The sequence below is a fragment of the Corallococcus sp. AS-1-6 genome, from assembly GCF_020037015.1.
Classification (GTDB): domain Bacteria; phylum Myxococcota; class Myxococcia; order Myxococcales; family Myxococcaceae; genus Corallococcus.
The window spans coordinates 28,905-55,138 of record NZ_JAIQDE010000038.1 but is presented as its reverse complement, the minus strand read 5'-3'; the positions used below and the strand labels follow the sequence as shown (position 1 = coordinate 55,138).

The 26,234-nt window shown below is 70.0% G+C and carries 22 protein-coding genes; 9 read left to right on the top strand and 13 right to left on the bottom strand.

Annotation, left to right across the window (positions count from 1 at the left end; genetic code table 11):
• Positions 1–3 precede the first annotated feature (3 nt).
• The 4 genes from K8612_RS35135 to K8612_RS35120 all read right to left on the bottom strand — a co-directional run bounded on the left by K8612_RS35135 (position 4) and on the right by K8612_RS35120 (position 6,061).
• The gene (locus tag K8612_RS35135; RefSeq protein WP_223765444.1) at positions 4–2,052 is read right to left on the bottom strand and encodes a carbohydrate ABC transporter permease; all 2,049 of its coding nucleotides are present in this window, start codon (positions 2,050–2,052) and stop codon (positions 4–6) included.
• A 13-nt stretch (positions 2,053–2,065) separates the two neighbouring features.
• Entirely contained in the window at positions 2,066–3,289 is a 1,224-nt protein-coding gene (locus K8612_RS35130) for an extracellular solute-binding protein (RefSeq protein WP_223765443.1), read from the bottom strand.
• A 20-nt stretch (positions 3,290–3,309) separates the two neighbouring features.
• A complete protein-coding gene (locus tag K8612_RS35125) occupies positions 3,310–4,404 on the bottom strand; it encodes an ABC transporter ATP-binding protein (RefSeq protein ID WP_223739644.1) in 1,095 nt (364 codons plus the stop codon).
• Positions 4,405–4,486: 82 nt separating this feature from the next.
• Positions 4,487–6,061 (bottom strand): alpha-amylase family glycosyl hydrolase, encoded by a 1,575-nt coding sequence (locus tag K8612_RS35120; protein WP_223765442.1) that lies wholly within the window; start codon positions 6,059–6,061, stop codon positions 4,487–4,489.
• Between the two features lie 415 nt (positions 6,062–6,476).
• Between K8612_RS35120 and pulA the strand changes: the two genes are divergently transcribed.
• Complete coding sequence (gene pulA, locus K8612_RS35115; protein WP_223765441.1) at positions 6,477–9,896, top strand: pullulanase-type alpha-1,6-glucosidase; 3,420 nt, start codon at positions 6,477–6,479, stop codon at positions 9,894–9,896.
• Positions 9,897–9,982: 86 nt separating this feature from the next.
• On the opposite strand, the gene map is transcribed toward pulA, so the two are convergent.
• The 3 genes from map to K8612_RS35100 all read right to left on the bottom strand — a co-directional run bounded on the left by map (position 9,983) and on the right by K8612_RS35100 (position 12,425).
• The gene (gene map / locus K8612_RS35110) at positions 9,983–10,984 is read right to left on the bottom strand and encodes a type I methionyl aminopeptidase (protein WP_223765440.1); all 1,002 of its coding nucleotides are present in this window, start codon (positions 10,982–10,984) and stop codon (positions 9,983–9,985) included.
• Positions 10,981–11,220 carry a hypothetical protein gene (locus K8612_RS35105; RefSeq protein WP_120552755.1) on the bottom strand — a complete coding sequence of 80 codons (240 nt, stop codon included), beginning with the start codon at positions 11,218–11,220 and terminating at the stop codon, positions 10,981–10,983. The genes map and K8612_RS35105 overlap by 4 nt, the downstream gene beginning before the upstream one ends.
• Before the next feature lie 173 nt (positions 11,221–11,393).
• Positions 11,394–12,425, bottom strand: a complete 1,032-nt coding sequence (locus K8612_RS35100) for a hypothetical protein (RefSeq protein WP_223765439.1) — start codon at positions 12,423–12,425, stop codon at positions 11,394–11,396.
• A 239-nt stretch (positions 12,426–12,664) separates the two neighbouring features.
• Between K8612_RS35100 and K8612_RS35095 the strand changes: the two genes are divergently transcribed.
• From K8612_RS35095 to K8612_RS35085, 3 genes are all read left to right on the top strand, one after another.
• Complete coding sequence (locus K8612_RS35095) at positions 12,665–14,461, top strand: serine/threonine-protein kinase (protein ID WP_223765438.1); 1,797 nt, start codon at positions 12,665–12,667, stop codon at positions 14,459–14,461.
• An 8-nt stretch (positions 14,462–14,469) separates the two neighbouring features.
• The gene (locus tag K8612_RS35090) at positions 14,470–14,946 is read left to right on the top strand and encodes a DUF2381 family protein (RefSeq protein ID WP_223739650.1); all 477 of its coding nucleotides are present in this window, start codon (positions 14,470–14,472) and stop codon (positions 14,944–14,946) included.
• A 277-nt stretch (positions 14,947–15,223) separates the two neighbouring features.
• Complete coding sequence (locus K8612_RS35085) at positions 15,224–16,306, top strand: FadR/GntR family transcriptional regulator (RefSeq protein WP_223739651.1); 1,083 nt, start codon at positions 15,224–15,226, stop codon at positions 16,304–16,306.
• 113 nt (positions 16,307–16,419) lie between these two features.
• Here K8612_RS35085 and K8612_RS35080 read toward each other — a convergent pair whose 3' ends face one another.
• On the bottom strand, positions 16,420–17,253 hold the full coding sequence (locus K8612_RS35080; protein ID WP_223739652.1) for an oxidoreductase: 834 nt from the start codon (positions 17,251–17,253) through the stop codon (positions 16,420–16,422).
• A gap of 87 nt (positions 17,254–17,340) precedes the next feature.
• Here K8612_RS35080 and K8612_RS35075 point away from each other — a divergent pair, with 87 nt between their 5' ends.
• Positions 17,341–18,237, top strand: coding sequence for a LysR family transcriptional regulator (locus tag K8612_RS35075; protein ID WP_223765437.1), 897 nt, complete (start codon positions 17,341–17,343; stop codon positions 18,235–18,237).
• On the opposite strand, the gene K8612_RS35070 is transcribed toward K8612_RS35075, so the two are convergent.
• Both K8612_RS35070 and K8612_RS35065 read right to left on the bottom strand, forming a co-directional pair.
• Entirely contained in the window at positions 18,215–19,054 is an 840-nt protein-coding gene (locus tag K8612_RS35070) for a DUF5131 family protein (RefSeq protein ID WP_223765436.1), read from the bottom strand. The genes K8612_RS35075 and K8612_RS35070 overlap by 23 nt on opposite strands.
• A 54-nt stretch (positions 19,055–19,108) precedes the next feature.
• Positions 19,109–19,750: an SRPBCC family protein gene (locus K8612_RS35065; RefSeq protein ID WP_223765435.1), complete on the bottom strand. Its 642-nt coding sequence runs from the start codon at positions 19,748–19,750 to the stop codon at positions 19,109–19,111.
• A gap of 158 nt (positions 19,751–19,908) precedes the next feature.
• Between K8612_RS35065 and K8612_RS35060 the strand changes: the two genes are divergently transcribed.
• Complete coding sequence (locus tag K8612_RS35060) at positions 19,909–21,402, top strand: HAD-IG family 5'-nucleotidase (protein WP_223739656.1); 1,494 nt, start codon at positions 19,909–19,911, stop codon at positions 21,400–21,402.
• Positions 21,403–21,435: 33 nt separating this feature from the next.
• On the opposite strand, the gene K8612_RS35055 is transcribed toward K8612_RS35060, so the two are convergent.
• Positions 21,436–21,894 (bottom strand): DUF2267 domain-containing protein, encoded by a 459-nt coding sequence (locus K8612_RS35055; RefSeq protein WP_223739657.1) that lies wholly within the window; start codon positions 21,892–21,894, stop codon positions 21,436–21,438.
• Between the two features lie 218 nt (positions 21,895–22,112).
• Here K8612_RS35055 and K8612_RS35050 point away from each other — a divergent pair, with 218 nt between their 5' ends.
• Positions 22,113–22,628 (top strand): hypothetical protein, encoded by a 516-nt coding sequence (locus tag K8612_RS35050; protein WP_223739658.1) that lies wholly within the window; start codon positions 22,113–22,115, stop codon positions 22,626–22,628.
• A 182-nt stretch (positions 22,629–22,810) separates the two neighbouring features.
• Positions 22,811–23,107: a hypothetical protein gene (locus K8612_RS35045; protein ID WP_223739659.1), complete on the top strand. Its 297-nt coding sequence runs from the start codon at positions 22,811–22,813 to the stop codon at positions 23,105–23,107.
• 96 nt (positions 23,108–23,203) lie between these two features.
• On the opposite strand, the gene K8612_RS35040 is transcribed toward K8612_RS35045, so the two are convergent.
• Both K8612_RS35040 and K8612_RS35035 read right to left on the bottom strand, forming a co-directional pair.
• Positions 23,204–23,806, bottom strand: coding sequence for a transglycosylase SLT domain-containing protein (locus K8612_RS35040; RefSeq protein WP_223739660.1), 603 nt, complete (start codon positions 23,804–23,806; stop codon positions 23,204–23,206).
• A gap of 108 nt (positions 23,807–23,914) precedes the next feature.
• Positions 23,915–25,081, bottom strand: coding sequence for a trypsin-like serine protease (locus K8612_RS35035; RefSeq protein ID WP_223765434.1), 1,167 nt, complete (start codon positions 25,079–25,081; stop codon positions 23,915–23,917).
• A gap of 303 nt (positions 25,082–25,384) precedes the next feature.
• Here K8612_RS35035 and infC point away from each other — a divergent pair, with 303 nt between their 5' ends.
• A complete protein-coding gene (infC, locus tag K8612_RS35030; RefSeq protein ID WP_223765464.1) occupies positions 25,385–26,137 on the top strand; it encodes a translation initiation factor IF-3 in 753 nt (250 codons plus the stop codon).
• Positions 26,138–26,234 lie beyond the last annotated feature (97 nt).

Genomic DNA, 26,234 nt, shown 5'->3' with positions numbered 1-26,234 from the left:
GATTTACGCGGCCTCCGTGGCGCGGCTCACGCGGTTCTGCACCATGCTGTAGAGCAGCAGGATGCCGAAGATGACGGTGGAGTACGCCGCCGCGTAGCCGTGGCGGTAGCGCTCGAAGGCGAACTTGTACGCCTGGGTGACCAGGATTTCGGTGGAGCCGCCCGGGTCGCCGCCCGTCACCAGGAAGATGATGTTGAACATGTTGAAGGTCCACACCACCGACAGGATGACCGCCGGCACCAGCGCGGGCTTCAGCGCGGGCAGCGTGATGGCGGTGAACTGCTGCCACCGGTTGGCGCCGTCCACGCGCGCCGCCTCATAGAGCTCCCCCGGGATGGACTGGAGCGCGCCCAGCGACACCACCATCATGAACGGGAAGGACAGCCAGCCGTTGGTGGCCAGCGCCGTGAAGAACGACGTGAGCGGCGAGTCGAACCACGCCAGCCCGTCACCACCGAACATCCGGATGACGTGGTTCACCACGCCGAACTGCTGGTGGAACATGCCCTTCCAGATGAGCGCGGTGATGTAGTTGGGCATGGCCCACGGAAGAATCAGCAGCACGCGGTACACCGGCCGCATCTTCAGGTTCGGCACGTTGAGCGCCAGCGCGAGCAGCAGGCCCACCGTCACGCCGATGGTCACGTTCGTGACCGTCCACACGATGGTGAAGAGCAGCGTGTAATAGAAGTTCAGGTAGTTGAAGACCAGCGAGCCGTCCGCCGCCGTCTTCGCGAAGCTGAAGTCGCCCAGGATGTCCACGTAGTTGCGGAAGCCCACCCACAACTCGGACAGCGGCTGGCTGCTGTTGTAGAGGTTGGCGTCCGTGAACGACAGCGTGATGCCGTAGGCGAACGGGAAGAACACCAGCACCACCATGCCCACCATGGCGGGCAGGATGTATGCGTAGGCCTGCCGGTGCTCCACCGCCGTGGCCACCGCGCGGTGCAGCGCGCCCAGGCCGATGAACAGCAGCACCGCCAGCCCCACCACGCCCAGCGCGCCCAGCGCCTTGCTCGCGTTGCCGCGCACCTGCGCGCCCGCCGCCGCGAGCTTCGCTTCATCCGGCGCGCCGGACTCCGTCAGCTTGCCCAGCGGGCGGCGCATGGCGTCCGCGTCCCACGCGCCGGGCTTGAGCGCGGGCTCCGCGTTGAGGTTGTTGGCGGCGATGAGCGCCCGGGCCTTCTCGCCGCGCGTGCGCAGCTCCGCGCTGACCGCGTCCTCCGTCTGCCGCAGCTCCGCGTCCAGCGCGCGCAGCGAATAGACGGTGTAGCCACCCAGGCCCGCCAGGAACAGCGCCGCCGCCACCGCCACGCGCACGCCCTGGCGCGACAGCGCGAACACCGCCGCCGCGCACGCCGCCAGCGGCAGCAGGAACGCCAGCAGCACCGGCGTCCAGGAGGGCGTCTGGCCCTTCACCACCACCGGGGTGAGGGACTCCACGGAGCCCACCACCTGCCCGTCCACCTCCACGGGCGCGGACAACAGGCGGCTTCCGCCGTTGTCGAGCAGCTCCGACTCCACCTCCGCCTTGCGCGCGCCGCCCTCCTCGCGGTTCGTCTCCACGGCGGCGCGCAGGCGCTGGCCGCGGTCGTACAGCGGCTTCTCGTCGCGCGACAGCCGGCGCGGCGCCGCCTTGTCCCCGGTGTCATCCGGGAAGGTGGACGCCTCCAGCCGGATGCCGCTGAAGGCGATGACGCGCACGGAGCTGCCCGGCATGCCCGGCCAGCCCGCCACCACGGCCTTCACGGCGTCGCCCGTGCCGCCCGCGCGCTGCACCAGGTCCGTCAGCCCCAGCAGGGCCACGGTGGCCGTGCGCTGCTCGCGCTCGGCCGCGCGCTCCTGGTTGGCGCGCTGGAGCAGGCCGTGCGCCAGGAACAGGGACACGCCCAGCGCCAGGGCGAGCCCCACCAGCACGCGCCCCCGGTAGCCGCCCGCGCGGCCAGCGGCTCCCGGCGTCGAGGGATCCGGCGCTGAACCGTTCGGAGAGACACGGGCCGGCGTGGGGGCGCCGGCCGCGGAAGGGGGCTGCTGGGGGGCGTTCTGGCTCACTTCAGCTCCTCACTTACTTCTTGCGCAGGCCGGCGACGTCCTTCGCCACGCTCTTCTGGGCCGCGTCCAGCGCCGCCTTGGGGGTGGCGGTGTTCTTGAACACGGTGTTCATCGCGCTGGTGGCCGGGGTCCAGACCATGGACATCTCCGGCAGGTTGGGCATGGGCACCGCCACGTCCACCTGGTCCTTCATCGCCTTGAGCAGCGGATCCGCGGCCACCTTCGCGTCCTGGTACACCGCCTGGTTCGCGGGGCTCTGGCGGCCCTCCAGGGCCAGCGTCTTGCCGGGGCCCGCGTCGGTGAGGAACTTCGCGAAGTCGTACGCCGCTTCCTTGTTCTTCGACGGGGCGGCCACGTACACGCCCTCCACCGTCATCCAGGGCTTCATCGGCGTGCCCTTGTTCTCATCCAGCGTGGGCAGCCGCGCCAGGCCGTAGTCCACGTTCTTCGCCACCTCGCCCAGGAACCACGGGCCGGAGAACACCATCGCGGCCTTGCCCTCGTTGAAGAGCGAGGTGATGAGCGCGCTGGAGGGCTCCGCGGGGAGGATGCCGTCCTTGTTCTTCCACTTGAGGACCTGCTCCACCGACTTCACGTTGGCGGGCGAGTTCAGCGTGGGGGCGTTCTTCGCGTCGAACACGCCGCCGCCGAAGCCGTTCATCACCGCCGCGTGGTAGTAGAAGTCGTTGTACGCGTACGCCAGGCCGAAGCGGCCCGCCTTCGCGTCCGTGAGCTTCTTGGCCATCGTCACCATCTCGCCGGACGTCTTGGGCGGCGTGGGGACCAGCTTCTTGTTGTAGATGAGCGTGATGACCTTGTAGTTCAGCGGCAGGCCGTACGCCGTCCCGCGGTAGGTCATCGCCTCCATCGTCGTGGGGATGAAGCGCTTCTTCGTCGCGTCATCCAGGAAGAAGTCGATGGGCTCCACCGTGTTGCCCGCTTCAATCCAGCCGCCCAGGCGGTCCTGCGCGAAGATGAAGAGGTCCGGGCCCTTGCCGCGCGGCACGGTGGCCGAAATCTTGTCCGCGTAGGCGTCGTAGGGCACCGCCAGCGTGGTGACCTTGACCTTGCCCTCGTTGGCCTTGTTGTACTCGGCGACCACCTTCTCCAGCGCGGCCTTCTCCTCCGCGCGGTAGGCGTGCCAGAGCACCAGCTCCGTGGCGGCGAAGGACGGGACGGGCAACAGGCCGACTGCGCACAGACAGAGGGCCGCGAGCAGCGTTCGCAGGTGCGTCATTGGGAAAATCCTCCGGGATATCAAACGGAAAGCCGAAGCTCGGATTCAGCGTCGAAGAGGTGCAGGGACTCCAGCTCCACCGTCACGGGGAGCGCGGCGCCGGGCTCCGGGGTGGCCTGGGGCGGCAGGCGGAAGACCAGCGGGTTGTCTCCCAGGCGGGCGTGCACGATGAGCTCGTTGCCCAGCGGCTCCACCAGCTCCACGCGCGCCTCCGCGGGGGCGGACTCGCCGCGCGCGACGCTGCCCGCGGGCAGGACGTTGTCCGGGCGCAGGCCCACCTTCACCTTGCGCCCGCCCTTCCCCGCCGTGGCCGCGCGCAGCTTCTGCGGCACCGGCAGCTTGAAGCCGTCACCGGTGAGCGACGCGCCGTCCGCGTCCAGCGTGGCGGTGAGCATGTTGATGGGCGGCGTGCCAATGAACTGCGCCACGAACACGTTGACCGGCTTCTCGTAGACCTCCAGCGGCGTGCCGAGCTGCTGGAGCTTGCCGTCCTTCATCACCGCGATGCGGTGGCCCATGGTCATCGCTTCGATCTGGTCGTGCGTGACGTAGACGGACGTGACCTGGAGCCGGTGCTGCAGCTTCTTGATCTCCGAGCGCATCTGCACGCGCAGCTTCGCGTCCAGGTTGGAGAGCGGCTCGTCGAAGAGGAACACCGCCGGCTTGCGCACGATGGCGCGGCCCAGGGCCACGCGCTGACGCTGGCCGCCGGAGAGCGCCTTGGGCTTGCGGTCCAGCAGGTGCGTGATGCCCAGAATCTCCGCCGCCTCGTCCACCAGCTTGTCCATCTCCGGCTTGGGCGTCTTGCGGATCTTGAGGCCGAACTCCAGGTTCTGCCGCACGGACATGTGCGGATAGAGCGCGTAGTTCTGGAACACCATGGAGACGTCCCGGTCCTTCGGGGGCAGCGCGTTCACCGCGCGCTCACCGATGGAGATGGTGCCTCCGGAAATCTCCTCCAGGCCGGCGATCATCCGGAGCGCCGTGGACTTGCCGCAACCGGACGGCCCCACGAGCACCATGAACTCATGGTCGCGGATATCGAGGTTGAGCCCCTCGATGACCGACACGTCTCCGTACCGCTTCGCCACGTCCTTGAACGACACGCCGGCCATCAGGCCCTCCAGCAAGAGCCCCGCTCGCGCCGGTGACAACAGCACGTCCGGGTCAGGTTCTGCGCATGCACCGCCGGGTGCCTCACGGCACGCGTCCGAGGATGCGCGCGGACAGCGGCGCAAGCGCCAGGTCCAGCGTGGCGCCAGCCTTCGTCCGCCCTCCGTTCAGCAGGTCCTCCACCTCGCCGACGCCCGTCCACGCCTCCGGCCACGGCACGGACACCGTGCCCTTCGCCTTGCCGCGGTTCACCGCCACCACCACCGTGTCGCCAGACGCTTCGTCGCGCCGCTGGAAGACATACACATCACCTTCGGTGGAGAGCGGCGCGTGCGTGCCCCGCGACAGGGCCGGGTGCGCGCGGCGGATGGCGATGAGGCGCTTGTAATACTCGCGCAATGCCTCGTCGCGTTTCTTCCCCGCGCCAGGCTTCACCGCCTGCTTGCCCCACGGCATGTCGCTGCGGTTCTGCGGCCAGTCACCGCCCGCGCGGCCCACCTCCTCGCCGTAATAGATGACGGGGATGCCGCTCGTGGTGAGCTGCAGCGTGGCGGCCAGACGGAAGAGGGGCACGTTGCCCTGCAACTGATGCAGCGCCCCGTCCACGTCGTGCGATGAGAGGAAATGCGACAGGTGGTGGCCCGGCGTCACCTTCGCGCGCGACTGGAGATAGCGGTCGAACGCCACCGCGCGGCCACGGCCCTGGACGAAGCCCAGCGCGTTGCCCTGGAAGGCGAAGTCGAACCCGGCGTCCATCTCGTCCGGGGTGAAGTACGGCTCCAGCACCTGCACGTCGCCGCCCCACACCTCGCCCAGGAGGAAGAAGTCCGGGGAGATTTCAGCGCGCGTGCGGCGGCGGTGCTCCTTCCAGAAGTCGTGGGACACGTGCTTCACGGTGTCCAGCCGGAAGCCGTCCACGCCGGAGCGCTTCGCCCAGTCGATCTGCGCGTCCAGCAGGTACTTCGCCACCTCCGGGCGCTCGGTCTTGAAGTCCGGCAGGCCCGCCACGCACGTCGTCAGGTGATCCGAACCGCAGGTGCCCTTGTCCTCCGAGCGCAGCCAGTCCGGGTGGTCCTTCAGGTAGCGCGAGTTGTAGCCCGGGTGGTTGTAGACGACGTCCAGCAGCACGCGGATGCCGCGCGCGTGCGCCGCGTCCACCAGCGCCTTGAAGTCCTCTTCCGTGCCGAAGCGCGGATCCAACGCGTGGAAGTCGTCCGCCCAGTAGCCGTGGTAACCCCAGTCCGGGAAGCCGGCGCCGGTGACGAAGCCCGGGATCTGCTTCAAGAGCGGCGTCACCCACAGCGCCGTCACGCCCAGCGAGGACAGCTCGTCCAGCTTCGAGGTGAGCCCCTTCAGGTCGCCGCCGTGGAAGGTGCCCGGCTCCTTCACGTCCCCCTTCTCGTTGTTGGAGGGGTCCCCGTCCGCGAAGCGATCCACCACCACGAAGTACAGGACCTCATCCGCCCAGGGCCGCGCGGGCTCCTTCGGCGCCGGAGCCGGAGCGGGCCGCGCGGGCGCGGCCTCCTTCACGGGTTCGGGGGCCGGCGCCGGCGCCGCCTGCGTGGCGGGCTGTGTCGCGGCGGGCTGTGTCGCGGGCTGCGTCGGGGTGGGGGCCGTGGCGCACCCCGCCAGACACAGGGCGACAAGGCCCTGGAGCATCGGGCGCCACCGACCGCGGTGGGAGACAGCGTTCGGTTGTGGGCAGGGGAGGCTGGAGGACATCTGGGCGCGGCACTGTATCCAACAGTCTTGAAAGGGGTGAAGGGCCGTCGGAACAATCGGCTGATGGCGCAACGCGCCATGTGCCCAATGTCTTCCTCTGCACACCCGTGTGACGCATGGCGTGAGCGGACTCAACGGAGCGCGTGGTTCCTGCCGCACCGCGTCTTGGTTGGACGCCCTTCCCCATCCGACGTGCTGGGGTGGATGCGCCGGTCCCGACGCGATCATCCAGCGGGTCAGGCAAACCGCGAAAATGCCCCAGGGGTTTCCGTGACAGGACCGGCTGCTACCGTGCCCGGGATTCCATCCCCCCTGGAGGTTTCCCCTGAGAGTTCCATTCGCGGTTCCCCGCATGACGCGAGCGCTCGCGTTCAGCGGGCTGTTGGCCACGCTCGTGCCACTGTCGTCGCTGGCGGCGCCCACGTCCGTGACTGTCATTGGCGACCTGCAGACGGCCGCCGGCTGCGCGGCCAACAACGACCCCACCTGCGCGCAGACGGCGCTGACGTACGACGCGGACGACGACAAGTGGCAGGGCACGTTCAACGTCCCGGCGGGCACCTGGCACTTCAAGGTCGCGCTGGACGGCTCGCTGTCGCAGACGTACGGCGGCCCGGGCGGCGCGGACGTGGTGCTGAACCAGACGACGGCGGGCGCGGTGAAGTTCTACTTCGACGCGACCTCGCTGTACGTGACGAGCAGCCGCTCCGGCGTCATCGCCACGGTGGCGGGCTCGTTCCAGAGCGAGCTGGGCTGTCCCGGTGACTGGCAGCCGGAGTGCCTGCGCTCGATGATGCAGTACCCGGACGACAAGGGCGTCTACACCTTCACCACGAAGGCGCTGCCCGCGGGCAACTACGAGTGCAAGGTCGCGCTCGACGAGAACTGGTCCACCGCCTACCCGGGCAGCAACGCGTCGTTCACGGTGGAGACGGACAACCAGGAGATGATCATCACCTTCGACTCCGGCACGTCCAAGAAGGTGACCATCCGGGCCGCGGGCGCTCCGGCGGGCAACCTGCTGCTGGCCCGGGCGCACTGGATTTCGCGCGACACCGTGGTGTGGAGCCCGGAGGTCTCGGCGCCCGCCGGCACGGTGTACAAGCTGCACACGTCGCCCACGGGCGGCCTGACGCTGGGCGGCACCGGCGTGCAGGGCGGCACCTCCGTGACGCTGACGGTGGACGCCGCGGGCCTCACCGCCGCGCAGGCCGCGCGCTTCCCGCACCTGGTGGGCCGCACGGTGCTGAAGCTGGCCGCGGCGGACGTGGCCAACGCCGCCACGTGGCTCAAGGGCCAGGTGGCCGTGTCCGCGACGAACGCGGAGGGCGTGATGCTGGACGCCACCAGCGCGCAGCTCGCGGGCGCGCTGGACGACCTGGACGCGTATGACGGGCCGCTGGGCGCCACGTTCGAGAACGGCATCCCCACGCTGCGCCTGTGGGCCCCCACGGCCAAGAGCGTGAACCTGCTCCTGTTCGCGGACGGTAGCCCCACGTCCACCTTCACCCGCGTGCCCATGACGGCCGGCGACAGGGGCGTCTGGAGCGCCACGGGCGACGCGTCGTGGAAGGACCGCTTCTTCCTCTACGAGGTGGAGGTCTACGTCCGCAAGGAGGGCAAGGTCGTCACCAACCGCGTCACCGACCCCTACTCCGTGGCCCTCTCCACCAACAGCGAGCTGAGCCAGCTCGTGGACCTGACGGACCCGGCGCTCGCGCCGCAGGGCTGGAGCACGCTGGCGAAGCCCGCGCTGGAGGCCCCGGAGGACATCGTCCTCTACGAGCTGCACGCGCGCGACTTCAGCATCAACGACCTCACGGTGCCGGAGAACGAGCGCGGCACGTTCAAGGCCTTCACGCGCGAATCAGACGGCATGAAGCACCTGACCCGGCTGGCGAAGGCGGGCCTCACGCACGTGCACCTGCTGCCGGTGTTCGACATCGCGACCATCAACGAGGACCGCGCGGCGCAGCAGCACCCCCAGGGCGACCTGGTGTCGCTGCCGCCGGACTCCGACCAGCAGCAGGCGGCGGTGAAGGCCGTGGCGGACCTGGACGGCTTCAACTGGGGCTATGACCCGTTCCACTACACGGTGCCGGAGGGCAGCTACTCCACCAACGCGCAGGGCACGACGCGCACGGTGGAGTTCCGGGAGATGGTGCAGTCGCTCAACCAGCACGGCCTGCGCGTGGTGATGGACGTGGTCTACAACCACACCAACTCCGCCGGTCAGGACGCCAAGAGCGTGCTGGACCGCATCGTCCCCGGCTACTACCACCGCCTCAGCGACGACGGGAACGTGGAGATGAGCACCTGCTGCCAGAACACCGCGTCGGAGAACGCGATGATGGAGAAGCTGCTCATCGACTCCGTGGTGACGTGGGCCCGGGCGTACAAGGTGGACGGCTTCCGCTTCGACCTGATGGGCCACCACATGAAGTCCAACATGGTGAAGCTGCGCGCCACGCTGGACGGGCTCACCCTGGAGAAGGACGGCGTGGACGGCAAGGCCATCTACGTCTACGGCGAGGGCTGGGACTTCGGCGAGGTGGCCGGCAACGCGCGCGGCACCAACGCCACGCAGGCCAACATGGCGGGCACGGGCATCGGCTCGTTCAACGACCGCCTGCGCGACGGCGCTCGCGGCGGTGGCCCCTTCAGCGGCCTGCAGGAGCAGGGCTTCATCACGGGCCTGCTCTCCGACCCCAACGGCACGAACCAGGGCACGCCGGCGGAGCAGAAGGACAAGCTCCTGCGCTACAGCGATTGGATCCGCGTGGGCCTCGCCGGCAACCTGAAGGACTACTCGCTGGTGGACCGCACCGGCGCGACCGTCACGGGTGAAGGGGTGGACTACAACGGGGCCAAGGCCGGCTACACGCTGGACCCGCAGGAGGTCATCACCTACGTCTCCGCGCACGACAACGAGACCCTGTTCGACGCGGTGCAGTTGAAGGCCCGCCGCGACCTGCCCATGGCGGAGCGCGTGCGCATGCACAACCTGGGCATCTCGCTGGTGGCGCTGGGCCAGGGCATCCCCTTCTTCCACGCGGGTGACGAGCTCTTGCGCTCCAAGTCGCTGGACCGCAACAGCTACAACTCCGGTGACTGGTTCAACAAGGTGGACTGGACCTACCAGTCCAACAACTGGGGCGTGGGCCTGCCCCCGGCCGCGGACAACCAGGGCAACTGGGGGCTCTTCGGGCCGCTGCTGGCGGACGCGGCGCTCAAGCCCGCGTCGGCGGACATCCTCCGGGCGCGCGACCACTTCGAGGAGATGCTGACCATCCGCAAGAGTTCGCGGCTGTTCCGCCTGCGCACCGGTGACGAGGTGAAGCAATTGGTTCGCTTCGAGAACACCGGTCCGGACCAGCTCCCGGGCCTCATCGTGATGGCCATGCAGGACCACGGCACCAACACGGAGGGCAAGCGCGCCATCGTGCTGTTCAACGGCACGGACGACGCGCAGACCTTCAAGGCGGACGGGTACAAGTCCCTGAAGCTCAAGCTGCACCCGGTGTTGCAGGCCTCCACGGACCCGGTGGTGCGCACGTCCGCGTACGACGCGGCCACGGGCGGCTTCACGGTGCCCGCGCGCAGCACCGCCGTGTTCGTCACCGACGACGCGACGGACCCGGATCCGGATCCGCAGGACCCGGACGAGTCCGACGGCTGCGGCTGCCAGAGCACGGTGCCCGGTCCGCTGGGCGCCGTCAGCCTGCTGATGCTCTGCGGCCTGGCGCTGAAGCTGCGCCGCCGCCGCGCGTAAGGGCTCAGGGCTCCGGCTGGAAATGAAGCGGGCCCCGGAGGCGAAGCGCGTCCGGGGCCCGAGCTGTTTCAGGGGGGAGGCCTCACTCAGGGGACGGTGAGGATCTCCGCGCCCGTGTCGGTGACGAGCAGGGTGTGCTCGAACTGGGCGCTGCGCATGCCGTCCGCGGTGACGACGGTCCAGTCGTCGTTCCACGTGCGGTGGTCCCAGTGGCCCTGGTTGATCATCGGCTCCACGGTGAAGACCATCCCGGGCTGCATGATGGTGTCGGCCTCCGGCTCGTAGTAGTGCGGAATCTGGAGCGCGGTGTGGAAGGTCTCGCCGATGCCGTGGCCGCAGTAGGCGCGCACCACGCTGGTGCCGTTCTTCACGGCGTGGGCCTCCACCGCGCGGCCGATGTCGCTGATGGGCCGGCCCGGCTTCACCGCGGCGATGCCGATGTCCAGGCACTCCCTGGCGATCTGCACCAGGCGCTGGTGCTGGGGCTCCACGTTGCCCACCAGGTACGTGGCCGAGCAGTCGCCGTGGACGCCATCCAGGTAGATGGTGATGTCCAGGTTGACGATGTCGCCGTCCTCCAGCGCGCGGCTGTCGGGGATGCCGTGGCAGATGACCTCGTTGACGGAGGTGCAGAGCGACTTGGGGAACTTGTGGTAGTTCAGCGTGCTGGGGTAGCCGCCGCGCTTGAGGTAGGCCTCGTGCGCGATAGCGTCCAGCTCGTCCGTGGTGATGCCCACGCGCACGTGCTGCGCGGTCTCCACCAGCACCTGGGCGGCGGCCTGGCAGGCGCGGCGCATGCGGGCGATGACGTCCGGCGACTTCACGTCCGGCTCGTTGCGCGAGCGCGAGGGACGGCCGCTCACGGAGTCCGCGTAGTCCGGCCGCCCGATGGTGAGCGGCACCACGCGGCGGGGGCTGACGATGCCCGGGCGGACGCCCTTGCGATTGGTGTCGGAGCCCTTGCGGCGCGCCTCCACGGTGTCCGCGCCGCGGTGGCACTTCTTGTACTTGGAGCCGCTGCCGCACCAGCAGGCGTCATTGGGCCCGGGGAGGACGGCGGGGGCGGTTCGGGGGGTGGCGGTGGTCATCGGGAGCCTCGGGAGCTTGTGTCGGTGTTGGCGGCGGCCTGGCGGGCGCGGGCCCAGCGGAGCATCTGGGGTTTGAGCCAGAGGCGCGGGCGCCCGGCGCCCAGGTCGAGCACCGGACGGGGCATGTCCGGGTACCGGCGCAGGTACGTGCTGACGCTGTTGGGGTGGGCCAGGCGCAGGAGGCCCGCCACCTCCTGGGCGTCAATCAGGTCCTTCGTGTTCACCAGGGGGCACATGGGGCGTGTCTATACCCATAGACACGCGGGGATGCACGGATTCCTTCCCGGGCCACGCGCTGGCCGGGCGCCTGCCCTCCAGGGGCCCGCCTGCTTCCGGACACGACGAAGCCCCGGGCTCCATGCGGGAACCCGGGGCTTCGGGACGGCGGGGACGTCAGGGGGGGGGAGGACTACTCCGCCCACCAGGTCTCGGTCATCACGCTGAAGCCGTTCACGGTGTCCACGTAGATGTGGACGGTGTTGCGGCTCCAGGGGTCGTTCTCGTAGGTGATGATGCAGCCCTTGAAGGAGCGGCCCTGGGTCAGCGCGTCCAGGTTCGCGAAGCCCGCGTCACGGACCGCGGTGGAGATGTGGCCGTTGCCGTTGACGTAGGCGAAGGCGCGCTGGACCTCGGCGCGCACCTCGGCGGCGTCGGCCAGGTTCGGGCGGATGGCGGCGCCGGAGGGGACGCTGCTCGGCTCCAGGCCGAAGCAGGTCTTGTCGTCACGGTAGTAGTGGCCGGCGGACGCGATGTTCCACCAGTCGAAGTGGCGCAGCGTGGTGGCGCCATACGAGCCGTTGGAGGGGATGGCGTTGATGGCGGTGAAGAGCGCTTCCAACGGCCGGCTCAGGGTGGCGGAGTTGCGGATGTTGCGGAAGCTCACCTCACCGATGCCCGCCGTGTCGGCGATCTGCTGCGCGGTGGTGAAGGGGCGGGTGTTGAGCAGGTTGACGGCGCCGTTCCACGCGTCCGGCAGCACGTCGTGCAGCTCCGAGTCGTCGATGCTGTTCACCAGCGCGACGATGGCGGCCTGGTCGTCACGGGAGATGGCCAGGCCATCCATGATGCCGACACAGTCCGCGTCGATGTAGTCCAGCGTCCGGGCGCCGCCCTCCAACTGCTTGAGCCGGGTCGGGCCGACGAGCGGCACGGAGGACAGGTCCGCCAGCGACGTGAACGGCGCGGTGGCGCGGCGGTTCACGATGTTGGTGACCACGTTGCTGGGCAGGTAGCGGTCCAGGATGGCGTACGACGCCGTGTTCGCGAACTCGAGGATGCCGGAGCACTCGATGGCCACGTCGACGTTCGTCGTCGTGAGGATGGGGGCCTGCTGCTGCTGCTCGGCGGCCGGGGCGGACTCGGAGGGAGTCTCCGCCTGGGTACCCGGACCGCAACCAACGAGCATGCTCACGGCAAGAAGGGCTGAGCCAATACGACGCATCAGGAACTCCTGAATGGGGGGAGAGCTGCGATGAGGCGCGGCTTAATACATCAAATCCGTCTGACAGCACCGGCCTGATGCGCGCCAATCCCCTGTCACATTTCAGTCACTGCCCCTGAGTTCCGCTGGGACCATTCCGTCCGGATCCATGAGGCGAGACTTCCTGACGTAGGAACACACAGGCGCAGGGTTGCCTCCGGTCCCTGGCCCCGAGTGACCTTCCAGGTTGAGTGCGCTTCATGCGACCCTTCGGGTCCATGGGTCAGGACGGGTCACAGGTGTTCCCGGGGGCGCTCCAGCCGGGCGCGGTGGTGGGGGGCTGGCGGGTGCAGGGGACGCTGGGGGTGGGCGGGTACGGCGCGGTCTACCGGGTGGAGCCGCTGGCCGCGCCGGGGCGCGGCTTCGCGCTCAAGCTGTCGCTGCACCCGGACCCGGCCCGGGCGCTGCGGGAGATGGCGCTGTTGCTGGACCGGGCGTGGCATCCGAACGTGGTGCGGGTGCATGCCACGGGGCGGTGGCCGGATCCGGTGGAGGGGCTGCCGTACTTCGTCATGGACTGCGTGGAGGGGCTGGCGCTCCACCTCTGGGCGGAGACGGTCAACCCCACGTTCCGGCAGGTGGCGATGGTGGGCGGCTCGGTGGCGATGACGCTGGGGGTGCTGCATGCGCGAGGCGTGCTGCACCGCGACCTGAAGCCGGAGCACATCCTGGTCCGCGCGAGGGAGCAGGTGCCGGTGCTCATCGACTTCGGGGCCGGGGACCAGGCGGGGGCCGCGACGCTCACGACCACCACCCTGCCCCCGGGGACGCTGCACCTGCGCAGTCCGGAGGCCATCCGCTTCCAGCAGCGTCACTGGAGGCAGCCGGAGCTGCGCTACCCATACCGGGAGTCGGATGACCTGTATGCCCTGGGTGTGTGCCTTTACCGGACCGTGACAGGGCACTACCCGTTCCCGCCGGGGCAGGAGCCGGAGCTGCTGGCGGTGGCCATCACGGAGCGGCTGCCGCCGTCTCCCCGGGACATCAACCCCCAGGTGCCGGAGCCCCTGTCGAGGGCCATCCTGCGGTTGTTGGAGAAGGAGCCGGAGCAGCGCCCGCGCACGGGGGAGGCGGCGCACTCGGAGCTGATGCGGGGGCTGCTCTCGGGGGGAGCGGCGGCGTTCGAGGCGCACCTCTTCGACGAGATTCCGGGCACGCCGAATCAGATCCGCCGTCCGGCGTGGCCGGCGCAGCCATACCTGACGCCCGCGCCCAGGCCCCGGCCCGCGCCCGAGCCAGCGGCTCCGCGCCGGTTCCCGGCCTGGGGCTGGGTGGGAGTGGTGGCCTGCCTGGGGTTGCTGCTCGCGGGCCCCCGGACCTGGGAGGTCCTGCTGCGGGGCTGGACTCGCCATACAACCCCACGGGTCCCGGAGAGTGTTTCCGCCCCTGTTGGTCATAAACTGGCGAGTCCGCCAGACCGCCCGCACAGTGTTCCCGTCGCCGCCCCCGTGGCGGTGAAGAAAGAGGAACACACTCCCGTGACGATCAAGCCCCCTGCCCCGCCGTCTCCAAAACCTGTCCGTGCGCTCAAGGCCGCGACGCTTGCGTCCTGCATGGCGGGAATGGCCTGCGCCAGCGCGCCCCTGGTGGACCGGCCCACGCCTCCCGCCGAGGACTGTCCATTGGATGCGCAGGCGGCCATGCAGAAGCTGGAGATCGAGGGCATGCAGTGGGCCGCCAAATTCGATCCGAACACACACTCCCAGTTCGTGACCGTCCGTGAGGGACGCGCCGCTGTCTACACCCTCGGCAGTGAGGGGGAGGTGCGGCACGGCTCCATGTTGACCGGCACGCTCTACGTCGGTTCCAAACGGGTCTACGGTCGTTTCACCCAACTGCGTCAGAACAAAACAGGTGAAACACTCCCCGTTTGTATCGAGCTCTGGTTCCTGGATGACCGCACGCGGGGCGTTCCTCGCAGCGAGGGAGGAGACGAGAACACCGCCGTCGTTCCCAACATGATGTCCGTGCGGGGAGTGTGGCGATACGACGAATAGGAGGACAAGTGCTCCTGTTCCTGCTTCCGTTCCTGGCAGTCGCTGATGGAGGCACGTCCGGCGACGCGGTCATCCCCCCTCCCGAGCAAGTCTGTCCCGACGTAGGACTGGCGGCGATGCTCTCCGCGGCGCTCCTGGAGCAAAGGGGAGTCCAGGCGTTGCAGCTCGAGGGTCCTTCCAACGCAGGGTTCCAGGTCAGGACCTTCCGTTCCGCGCGACGGGTCGCAGTGCAGTTGGAGTTCCCAGGAAGTACGCTCCTGCCCGGCACGGTCACCAGGGCGATTCTCGGCGGTTCGAATCATCAGACCCTGCGGGTCGTGGAAGTCATTGAGGTGCCCCCCAGGTCCGAAGCCAGAACCGCGCGAATCATCGTGGAAGCCGAAGCACAGCTCCGGGAGGCTCGCGGCGTCTACACGTTGGAGCTCCAGGACGCGGCAGGCACACAACTGCTCGTCCTGCCAGGAGTGCGATTTCCCACCATCTGATCAACCTACGCCGGGCAGGGCACCTCCGCCTCTCAGTGACTCATCGGACGCGAAGCAACGCCACGGACGGAGGCCGCCCGCCGGGCGCGCAACCGGGAAACCTGTCCGACAGTCGGACAGGTTCAAACAGCCTGAAGCCCGAAGCCGAGAACTTGTCCGACTGTCGGACAGGTTTTCATCGACCGGGGCCGGGGGGCGCCCCCCCGGCGGGCGATGCGGGCCTCGCGTCCGTGTCAGACCCCCATGGTTGGATGGCGATGCTGAAACGGAGGAGGGGATGGGGATGGGACGGGGCGGGCTCGTGACTTACGTGGAAGCGCAAATCGAGCGCGACATCGCGCTGGGGCGGCTGCACCCGAGCGGGGGGTTCGGCTCGGAAGCGAAGCTGGCGCGTCACTATGGAGTATGCCGGGGCACCATCCGCGAGGCCCTGCGGCGTCTGGCGGCGCGGGGGCTGGTGGTGCAACGCGCAGGGCGCAGAACGCGCGCGGTGGCTCTGGATGAATCACTGACCCTGGAGAACCTGGGCGTGGCGCTGCATGACGTGCGCTCCCCGGACGCCCGGTGGCTCCTGGAGGGCTATTTCAGCCTCAAGCGGCAGGTGCTGGCGGAGCTCCTGGTTGACTGCTGCGCGAAAGCCTCCGCGCGGGACCTGAACCGGCTGGCGGACCTGTGCTTCAAGTTGCAGGACGTGGCGCGCTGGGAGTCGGGGGCCTGGTGCGCGCAGGTGGAGTTCGAGTTGCTGCGACTGGCGGCCCGCGTGGCGGAGCGTCCCGGGTACGTGCTCCTCGTTCAGTCCCTGCAGCGGGCCTTCCTGGGCGTCGCGGACCGACTGCAGCCCCTCATGGGCGGCGGGGCGCTGCGCGAGTGGGCCCTCTGTGCAATGCATGCCCTGACGGAGCGCGACACGCGAGCGCTTCAGCACGAGCTGCCGACGCGGATGAAGGCGTGCGATGAGCATTTGTTGCAGGCTTTTGCCCCCGTCCCCCAGCACCACGCATCCCCCGAGGACCCTCACGACGAGGCATGCGTCCCTGGCCGCCTCGCGCCAGCCACCGCACAAGACGGGAGGCCGGAGGTATGCCCTGGCGTGGAAGGACAGGACCTGGGCGATCTTGCGCCGGCTTCTGGGGACATTGAGAGACCTGGGGTCCCCTCCGCGCTCGGTGGAGCGTGCGATGGGCCAGTGGCGGGTGCGGTCTTGGAGAACGTGTCCGCCTGTCCGGCAGGTTCTGGCGTCTTGTGTCCGGACCTCGAACACACCCATGCGGTGAATCCCCGGGAGGCCAGACTGCGTCCGGGCCTCCTGGGCAGCCTGGGTCTTTGGGCTGTACGCCTCTGGTGCTTCATCGCCCGGTGAGCGCCACGCTCCCATCCCCTGATAGTGGGAACGCGCCTGCATGGATGGACGTCAGACGCCTCCACGCGGGCCGCTCCCGCGCCGGATGGGACGATGAGCCACTGGCCCGCTGATCAGAAGTCCATCGACAGTGCGAGCTGCTCCGTGCGGTTCACGTCGTCCTGCACCTGCGCGAGCTTCTCGCGGATGGTTCCGGGGGCGTCCGACCCCAGGAACAGGCGCAGCGTCGGGGCTCCGGCGGCCACCGCGTCCACGATGGCCTTCGCGGCCTTCACCGGGTCCCCGGGCTGCGCTCCGGCGGCCTGCGCCACCCAGGCTCTCGTGGGGCCCATCGACTCCGCGTAGGCCGGCAGCTCCGGCATCGGCCGGAACCCGGGGCCCAGCAGCTTCGTGCGGAACATTCCCGGCTCCACGAGGAGCACCTTCACTCCGAAGGGCGCGACCTCCTTCGCCAGCGCTTCGGAGATGCCTTCCAGCGCGTGCTTCGCCGCGCTGTACGCCCCCGCCCCCGGGTACCCGACCAGTCCGGTCAGGCTCGAGACCTGCACGAGGATGCCCGTCCGCCGCTCGCGCATGTGCGGCAGCACCGCTCGCGTCATCGCCACCGCTCCGAAGAACAGCGGCTCGAACACCGCTCGCAGCTCCGCGTCGCTCGTCTCCTCCACCGCTCCCAACACCGAGTAGCCCGCGTTGTTCACCAGCACGTCGATGGCGCCGAAGCGCTTCAGCGCCGCCGTGATGGACTCCTGCACCTGCTCCGGCTTCGTCACGTCCAGCCGGACCGCCAGCACCCGGTCCGGGGCCCTCGCCACCAGGTCCTCCAGCGTGCGCGGGTCTCTCGCCGTCGCGACGACTCGCTCCCCCCGGGCGATGACCTCCTCCACGATGTTGCGGCCAAACCCAGACGACGACCCCGTGACGAACCAGACCTTGCCCTGTGCGTTCATGACTGCCTCCGTGGCCCATGAAGTACGCCCCGGGCCTCCGCTCCGAAACGCGTCGTCTCTGGAAGCACTTTGTAGCTACGCTAAGGAATGCGCGACGAGCTCTCCGGCCTGATGGCGTTCCTCGCGGTGGCTCGCAGACGCAGCTTCACCGCCGCCGCGTCGGAGCTCGGGGTCACCCCTTCCGCTGTGAGCCAGAGCCTCCGCGCCCTGGAGGAGCGCGTCGGCGTGCGGCTCCTCCAGCGCACCACTCGCAGCGTGGGGCTCACCGAGGCCGGCTCGCGCTTCCTGTCGCGGCTCGAACCCGCGCTGCACGGCGTGCAGGACGCCTTCGAGTCCCTGGGCGAGCTTCGCGACCGGCCCACGGGGCTCCTGCGCCTGACCCTGCCCCGGTATGGCTATCAGGAGGTGCTTGGGCCCCGGCTGGCGGAGTTCCTCACCGCCCATCCCGACATCCGCGTGGACATCCACCTGGAGGACGCGCTGGTCGACATCGTCCAGCAGGGCTTCGACGCGGGCTTCCGCGTCGGTGAGCTCGTGGACCGCGAGATGATCGCCATCCCCGTGAGCGGCGACATCGTCATGCATGTGGTGGGCTCGCCGTCGTACGTCGCGGCGCGTGGCAAGCCGAAGCACCCTCGCGACCTGCGCGACCACGACTGCATCAACTACCGCAGCCGGACCACCGGCGGGCTCCTCCGCTGGGGGCTGAGCGACGGCGGAAAACGCATCGAGGCCGCCGTCGAGGGCCGCGTGACGTTCGATGACGCGGAGCTGGTGCTGGACGCCGCCGTCGCCGGACTGGGGCTCGCCTATGTCCCGGAGAGCCGCGTCCGGGAGCTGCTCGCGCAGAAGCGGCTCGTGCGCGTGCTCGAGCCGTACTCCGCCACGCTCCCCGGCTTCTTCCTCTACTACCCCAGCCGCGTCCAGGTGGCGCCCAAGCTCAAGGCCCTCATCGACTTCTTCAAGCTGAAGCGGCGGCGCTGAGCTCCGCGGGCGGCATCAGCCACGGCGCGGCCAGCGCTTCGGCATCCTCCAGCAGGCGCAGGCGCCGCGCGTCCTCCGGGAACGGGGCCGCCGTGCTCCGGGGAAGCGCGTCGTACGTGCGCCCGTCCAGCACGCGCCCGGCCGCCGCCTTGCGCTTGCCACCCCACTGCTTGAAGAAGAAGGCCACGCCCGCCGCGTCACACTGCTCGCGCACCGAGCGCACCCAGTCGGGATCCAGCGGCCTCGCCTTCGCGCCGCTCTCGCCTCCGACAATCACTCCGTCGATGCCCGTGAAGTCCACCGGCCCCAGGTCCTCCAGGAGCGGCTCGATGGACAGGAAGCGCACCCGCGCGGGCGCCGCTTGCAGGTGCTTCACTCGCGGCAGGCCGTACTTGCGGTCCTCCACGCTCACGCCCCACCAGACGTTGGGCAGCCTCGCGGCGAACGCGAGCCGCGTGGACAACAGCCGCTGCATCCGCTCCGCGCGCTTCGTCAGCACCTGGAACGTGTGCCAGTCCGCCAGCGCCATCACCCGCGCCACCGCCTCGATGTACGCCTCCGGGACATCGTCCAGGAACAGGTCGCTCATCGAGTTCACGAACACGCGCTGGGGCGCCTTCCAGCGCAGCGGCTCGGCGAGCTTCCCCGGGATGAGCTTCAGGTCGAAGCCCTGCGCGTACGGGTGCCCCGGCACGCCCCGGAACCGCTCCGCGAACGTCTCCGCGTAGCAGTGCTTGCACCCGGGGCTCAGCTTCACGCAGCCGCGCACCGGGTTCCACGTCGCGTCCGTCCACTCAATCTTGGAGTTGTCAGCCATGGCGTCCGGGAGGAACACCCGGGCCGCCTGCCTCCATCCCTCCACCTCCAACCTCTACTTCGTGGGCGGCGGCTCCACGGGCAGCGACCTCGCCCGCTTCTCCACCGCGCGCAGCGTGTCCACCACCGCGTCGTTCTGCCCCACGCTGGCCAGGAACCCGGGCACGGAACCCCCGGGGTCCACCGTGAACTTGTAGACGACCCAGGACGTGCCCTCGCCCTTCGGCTCCACCCTCCAACTGCCCTCGTTCAGCCGCAGGCGCACCACGTCCCGCCTGGCGGGGAACGCGTCCGGCTCCGCCTTCCAGTGCTGCTGGTACACGCCCGTCCCGTCCGGCGCGACCTTCGAGTCCGTCACCACGTGACAGATGTAGTCGCGCGAGGACACCACCGGCAGGTCCAGGCGCGTGTACGTGAGCCGCCCGCCGTCCTCCGTGGGCCGCACCACCCGCGACTCCTTCACGTACGGCATGAAGAGCCGGTACGAGCCCTGGTCCTCCAGCGCCGTCTGGATCTGCGCCGCGCTCGCCTTGAGCTCGCCCTCCGCCCAGATGTCCTTCGCCTTCGTCCCCGGACGGGGCCGCACCTTGATCACGAAGGGCTTCGTCGCCACCGTCTCCCATTCCTGAGCCCCCGCCACGCCCGCCGCCAGCACCACCGCCAGGGCCAGGCCCCAGCGCCGCGTCATTCCCGACATGTGTCTGCCCTTTGGTTCCGCGCGTGCCCGGCCTTCGCGGCGCGTGCGTCACCTGTATCCCATCTTTCCGACACCCGGACGCCCCGGGCCTGCCCACGGGGCGACTCGGGCACACGGGCCGCTCGACTTTGCGTGCAAGCCTTGGCAAGCCTTGCCCCATGGCTCCTCACTTCTCCGGTCCCCCGCCCGAACGCGGCCTGTTCTGCAACCGCACCCTCAACATGCGCGCCATCAAGGCCGTGGGCTACGACATGGACTACACGCTCATCCACTACCGCGTGGAAGCGTGGGAACGCCGCGCGTACGAATACATTCGCGACCGGCTGGTGGAGCAGGGCTGGCCCGTCGCTGACCTGACGTTCGACCCGATGCTCGCCATCCGCGGGCTCATCATCGACACCGCCAAGGGCAACCTCCTCAAGGCCAACCGCTTCGGCTTCGTGAAGAAGGCCCTGCACGGCAGCCGCCCCATGGACTTCGAGTCCCAGCGCGAGGCCTATACCCGCACCGTCATCGACCTGGCGGACCGGCGCTGGGTGTTCCTCAACACGCTGTTCTCCCTCTCCGAGGCCTGCATCTACGCGCAGCTCGTGGACCGCCTGGACGCCGGCCAGCTCCCGGGCCCCATGGGCTACGCGGACCTCTACGAGCACGTGCGCAAGAACCTGGACGCCACGCACATGCAGGGGCGCCTCAAGGCCGAAATCATCGCGGACCCCGAGCGCTACGTCATCGACGACCCGGAGACGCCGCTCGCGCTGCTGGACCAGAAGAACGCCGGCAAGAAGGTGCTGCTCATCACCAACAGCGAGTGGGCCTACACCGAGCCCATGATGCACTTCGCCTTCGACCGGCACCTGCCCGAGGGCATGACCTGGCGCCAGCTCTTCGACGTGGTCATCGTCAGCGCGCGCAAGCCCGAGTTCTTCACCACCCGCTCCACCCTCTTCGAGGTGGTGGAGGCGAATGGTGAAGCGCTGCTGCGGCCGCACTCCGGACCGCTGGACAAGAGCAAGCCCTACTTCGGCGGCAGCGCGCTGGAGCTGGAGCGGCACCTGGGCCTGTCCGGCGACGAAATCCTCTACGTGGGCGACCACATGTTCGGCGACGTGCACGTCAGCAAGAACGTGCTGCGTTGGCGCACCGCGCTCATCCTGCGCGAGCTGGAGGACGAGGTGCGCGCCATCGCCGCCTTCCGCGCCACCGAGGTGCGCATTGGCGAGCGCATGCTCAAGAAGGAGCGCCTGGAGGCGGAGAGCTGCCAGGTGCGCCTGGAGCTCCAGCGGCGCAGGCACCAGTACGGCCCCCGCTCGGACGTCACGGAGGGCGAGCTGGTGACGCGGCTCACGGAGCTGCGCGCGGAGCTGGAGGCGCTGGACGCGGAGCTGGGCCCCATGGCCCGCGCGGCCAGCGAGCTGTCCAACCCGCACTGGGGCCTGCTCACCCGCGCCGGCAACGACAAGAGCCACCTGGCGCGGCAGGTGGAGCGCTACGCGGACATCTACACGTCGCGCGTGAGCAACTTCCTCTTCGCCACGCCGTTCGTCTACCTGCGCAGCCCGCGCGGCAGCCTCCCGCACGACCCCAGCATCCCCGGCGGCACCCCGGTGTTCACCACCGGGGACGGCGCGGGCAGCGGCCCCGCGGAGTAGCCAGGGACCATCCGAGCCGCGCCTCACGGTGGGCTACTGCGTGAGGCGCCAGAGGGCCTGCAGGTCGGCGGGCAGGTTGCTGGCGACCTTGTCCGCCTCGCCTTCTGAAATCTGGTCCTGGAAGGCGCGCAGCACCGCGCGGACCACCAGCTCCGCCTGGTCCGCCGGCATCTGGAGGTCCTCCGCCACGGACGCGACGAACTCCTCGCGGCCGAAGCGGTGCGGGCGCGGGGGGCGCGCCTCCGGGGGCGGCAGGAACTCCACCAGCATCCGCGGCAACTGGGACTCCAGGTTGCGCGCCCCGTTGGGCATGAGCCGGCGCTCCAGCGCGCTCAGCACCGACACGGCGGCGGACTCCGCGAGCGCGGGCGGCAGGGCGCTCAAGTCACACAGGTGGTGGATGAACGCCGCGTAGGTGGAGCGCACGTGGGCTTCGTGCCGCCGCGCCTGGCGTTCCTGCTTCTCGGTTTCGGTGTCGTGGGCCTGGGCCATGGGCACACCTCCGGCGGGTGAAAGGGGGGGATGGGACCTCCTGGAAGGTGGGCACCCCCACCCCGGTCCGCGCCCGGCAGGCAGGCGGGCCCCGCCCCCAGGCGCCCCACCCCCACCCGGCCGCCGGGAGGAATCCCCTGGAAATGCCAGGGGTTACTGAACATGTGTCCAGACCTCCGAATGGAGCGGGACCTGGCGACCCGGCGCGTGAAGCGGGCATGTCAGACCCCTCCCGTAGAAATGATCGCGTGAGCCACTCGACCCCGCCATCGTCTCCGTCGCGAGTCCTGGAGCAGCGCAACCTCCTGGGAGGCCTGGACCTCCTGCCCGTGATGGGCCGGGGCGCCCGCAAGCGCGCGCGTCAGTTCCACGTGCCCTCTGAGCGCAAGCTGGGGTTCGCCGCCGCGCTCGCCCTGGTGGTGGAGCACGGGAAGGAGAAGGCCCGGGAGACGGGCACCACGTCCATGACGCGCTGCCCGCGCTGCGGCCACGTGGGGCCCACGGAGCAGGACTTCGGCTTCCGCATCATGAGCCAGGGCCAGCGCCGTCCGCAGTCCTGGTGCCGGGGCTGCCGCGGCCAGCACCTGGAGCCGGTGAACGCCTCCCAGCCCCGCCCCGAGGACGGCTGGCTGTTCCCGCCGGAGACCACGGAGAAGAAGAAGGCCAAGGCGGCCAGGCCTGGCAAGCCCAAGGCGAAGAAGCGCGCCCGCCGCGACAACGAAGACCTGACCTGAGGCCGCGGCGCGGTCCGGGCGGGATTCCCGCTCCCGGGAGACCGCCAGCCCGCGTGCCCCCTGTCATCCCGCGCCACCGGGCGCCCGCGTCCCGCATGCTCACGGGGCGGCCCCTGTCCCGCCCGTCGCCAGGGATGGCAACACCCCGCCGGGGTCCCTACCTCAACTCAAAGGAGGACTTCATGTCCGTGCGGACCCGAGTGGCAGGCATCAAGAACAGGCGGCGCGTGGATCCCCATGCGGCCCAGGCGAGTGTGCAGGCCAGCAATGGGCGGAAGACGCTGGCCCATGACGACGCGGCGGCGCTGTTGCGGCAGAAGGAGCTGAAGCGCGTGACGCTGGGCCCCGCCGCTGGCGACCATGGCCCCAAGCGCAACAACCGGGGCACGGGGCTCCGGGGGCGCAAGAAGGCGCCCAGCCAGATCCACATCAAGAGCGCGGGTGGCCCGCGGGAGCGCTCTCCGCTGCACGGGGGCTGACGGCCCGCTTCCGGAAATGACGACGCCCCGCGTGGGAGACGGCGACGACCGTCTTCCACCGCGGGGCGCGGTGCGTCCGGGCCCTGTCAGCGCCGGTCAGTAACCGACGTAGCCGCTGCCGCTGTTCAGGCCCTGGATGCCGGGGACGTTGGACACGGAGCCGTAGCGCTCGATGGAGTAGCGGACGCCCGCGATGATGTTGTCCACCGGGTTGCGGATGTTGTCGTGGCCGGGGAGCTTGTACGCGTCGAACGTCGGCTGGATGGTCTGCATCAGGCCGATGGACGGGGTGCCCTTCTGGGCGTTGGAGTCCCAGAGGTTGATGGCGTTCGGGTTCCCGCTGGACTCGTGCTGGATGATCTTCGCGATGTCCTGGGGGTTCATCTTGTCCGTGGGGACGCCGTTGGCCTTGAGGATGTCCATGGCCTGCTTGATCCAATCCCCCACCTGGCCCGGCGGCACGTCCCCCACCGGCTGCGCGCCCTGCGTCTGCTGCGCCCCGCCCGTCAGGTCCGGCCCCTTGGACACGCCCTGCGCCTGGAACTCATCCTTGCTGCCCGGGATGTTGAGGGTCGCGTCCGCGTAGATGAGGTCCTTGTTGGTGATGTTCGGGTTCGCCTTCACCAGCGAATCCACGTCCGTGTTGAAGCGCTTGGCCAGCGCGCTCAGCGTGTCGCCCGACTTGATCTTGTAGTCCATGGGGGGAAGGACCTTCGCGATTGCCGAAAACGTGTATGCCTGATTCTCGGAAATGGATTCGCGGAGTTTCGCCTACACTTGCGGTTCTGTAGGCGCTTTCACGCGGAGTCACACCCGGAACCGGCCTCCTGAAAGCGCGCGAGGAGACTGTCGCCAGAACAGCCCCAGCAGGACGGCGAGTGTAGCGCCCAGGGCGCCGGGGCCGCTGCCGCAGCCACATCTGACGTCGGGCCGGTCCAGGTCCGGTGTTGGCGGGTCGACGGTGGCCTCGCAGGGGGTGAAGCAGCGGCAGGCGCCGTCCCCGTCCACCTCCAGGCGGGCGCACACGCCCCGGGCGCCGCACGCCGCGTCCTCCGTGCAGGCCGCGCCGAAGGTCCCGGCCTGGAGCGCGGGCAGGAGGCACCGGGCGGGAGCCGCGCCGGCGGTGACGCATTGCAGGCCGGAGGGACAGTCCGCGTCGCTCGCGCAGGCCTCCTCGCAGAGGGCGTCCAGGGGGAGCGTCCCGGTGGGGGCGGGGGGCGGGGCCTCCTCCAGGAAGGGGCGGAGGAAGTCCTCCAGCGCGTCCACCCGCACCTGGACCGCCTCCGCGCGGCAGGCCACGTCCCCGCTGACGGTGATACCCCGGAGCACCTCGTTCCCCGCCGGGCCGCCCAGCACCGGGCCGCCGCTGTCCCCCACGCAGGTCATGGCCGGGGCGGGGCCGGCCTGGAAGGCGCCGCCGGTGACGGCCGTCACCTGGAGCAGCCCCTGTCGCCGCTGGCCCGCGGGCCGGGCCGCGTCCTTCGTGTCGCCGTAGCCCACCGCCCGCACGAGCTCCCCCGGCGCCACCGGGACGTCCCCCGCCTGGGGGAGCCGGAAGGGCGGGACGTCCGTCACGGGCACCGCCAGCCGCAGGAGCGCGGCGTCCCAGGCGTGCGTGGCCGGGACGAACCCGGGGTGGGCCACCGCCCGGGTGACCCGCACGAACCGCCCGCCGGGGCCGGGCTCCGGGAGCAGCGTGGGGCCCAGGAAGACCTCGTAGGGGCCCGCCTCCCCGAAGACGGCCAGGCAGTGCGCCGCCGTCAGCACCACGTCCGGGGCGATGAGGGCGCCCGAGCAGAGGAGCACCGGCGCCTCCCCTCCACAGCGCGTGCGCCGGGCCACCAGCGCCACCGCCGCCGGGTCCCCGGGGGCGTCCGAGCCCTGGACCAGGGCCTGGCCCCGGGCACTGTCAGGGGTGGGGGGCCCCCCAGGGCCGCCGTCCACCGGCCCGCATGCGGGCAGGCAGGCAAGCACCAGCCCGGCCCCGAGCGCAACCTCCCTCCAGGGTCGGCATCCTGTCCTCTCCCTGGCGGACGCAGCGGACCGTTTCACCATGGGGCGCATCATAGGCAACAGGGGGTCATGGGAATGGGGGGTGCCCCGCGTTACCTTGCCCCTGGGGGACGTGAACCGGATAGAGTCCGTTGCACGTCTCCCTGCCCCGAGGGGCGGAAGGCCGCCCGCCTGCCTTCTCCGCCGGAGGGGACTGACACATTGGAGGGTCCGCCACATCTTCACGGGTGGTGGGTCCGCTAACCCTTTTTGGAGGATGTTCACATCATTCGCGAACAGAGAAACAGCAGCCGCGGTCCCAACCGGGACCAGAGAACCAACCGCCGCATCCGCGCGCGGGAAGTCCGTGTCGTGGGCTCCGATGGTTCGCAGCTCGGAGTCATGCCCATCGAGGCCGCGCTCGAGCGGGCTCGCTCCGAGTCGCTCGACCTGGTCGAAGTCAGCCCCATGGCCAAGCCGCCAGTCTGCAAGATCATGGACTACGGCAAGTTCAAGTACGAGGAGAAGAAGAAGGCCTCGGACGCGAAGCGCACCCAGGTGGTCATCCAGCTCAAGGAAGTGAAGCTCCGTCCCAAGACGGAGGAGCACGACTACGAGTTCAAGGTGCGCAACACCCGCCGGTTCATCGAAGAGGGCAACAAGGCCAAGGTCGTCATCCAGTTCCGCGGGCGTGAAATCACGCACAAGGAGCTGGGCAGCGCCATCCTCGATGACGTCATCAAGGACCTGAAGGACGTGGCCGTGGCGGAGCAGTTGCCGCGCATGGAAGGCCGGCAGATGTACATGATCCTGGCCCCCACGCCCAAGGTCGCGCAGAAGGCGCGCGAGCAGGCGCGGCAGGCCGCGGCGGCCGCCCGCAAGTCCCCGCCCCCGGGTGCTGGCAAGAAGCCCCAGGCGGCTGGTGGTGCTCCCGGCGCGGACGGTGCCTCCACGGCCCCGGTCGAGTCCGACGGAGCCAGCGACGCCGGCGACGATACGCCGGACGAAGCGCCGGACACCGCGCCCGCGACGACGTAGCCGCGTGCAGGCTCGCGTCTCCCCTCGCCGGGAGACGCGCCCACGGGCGGTGCCCCTCGGGAAGCCTGTCCCGGGGAGACCGCCCGCGTTCGTTTCC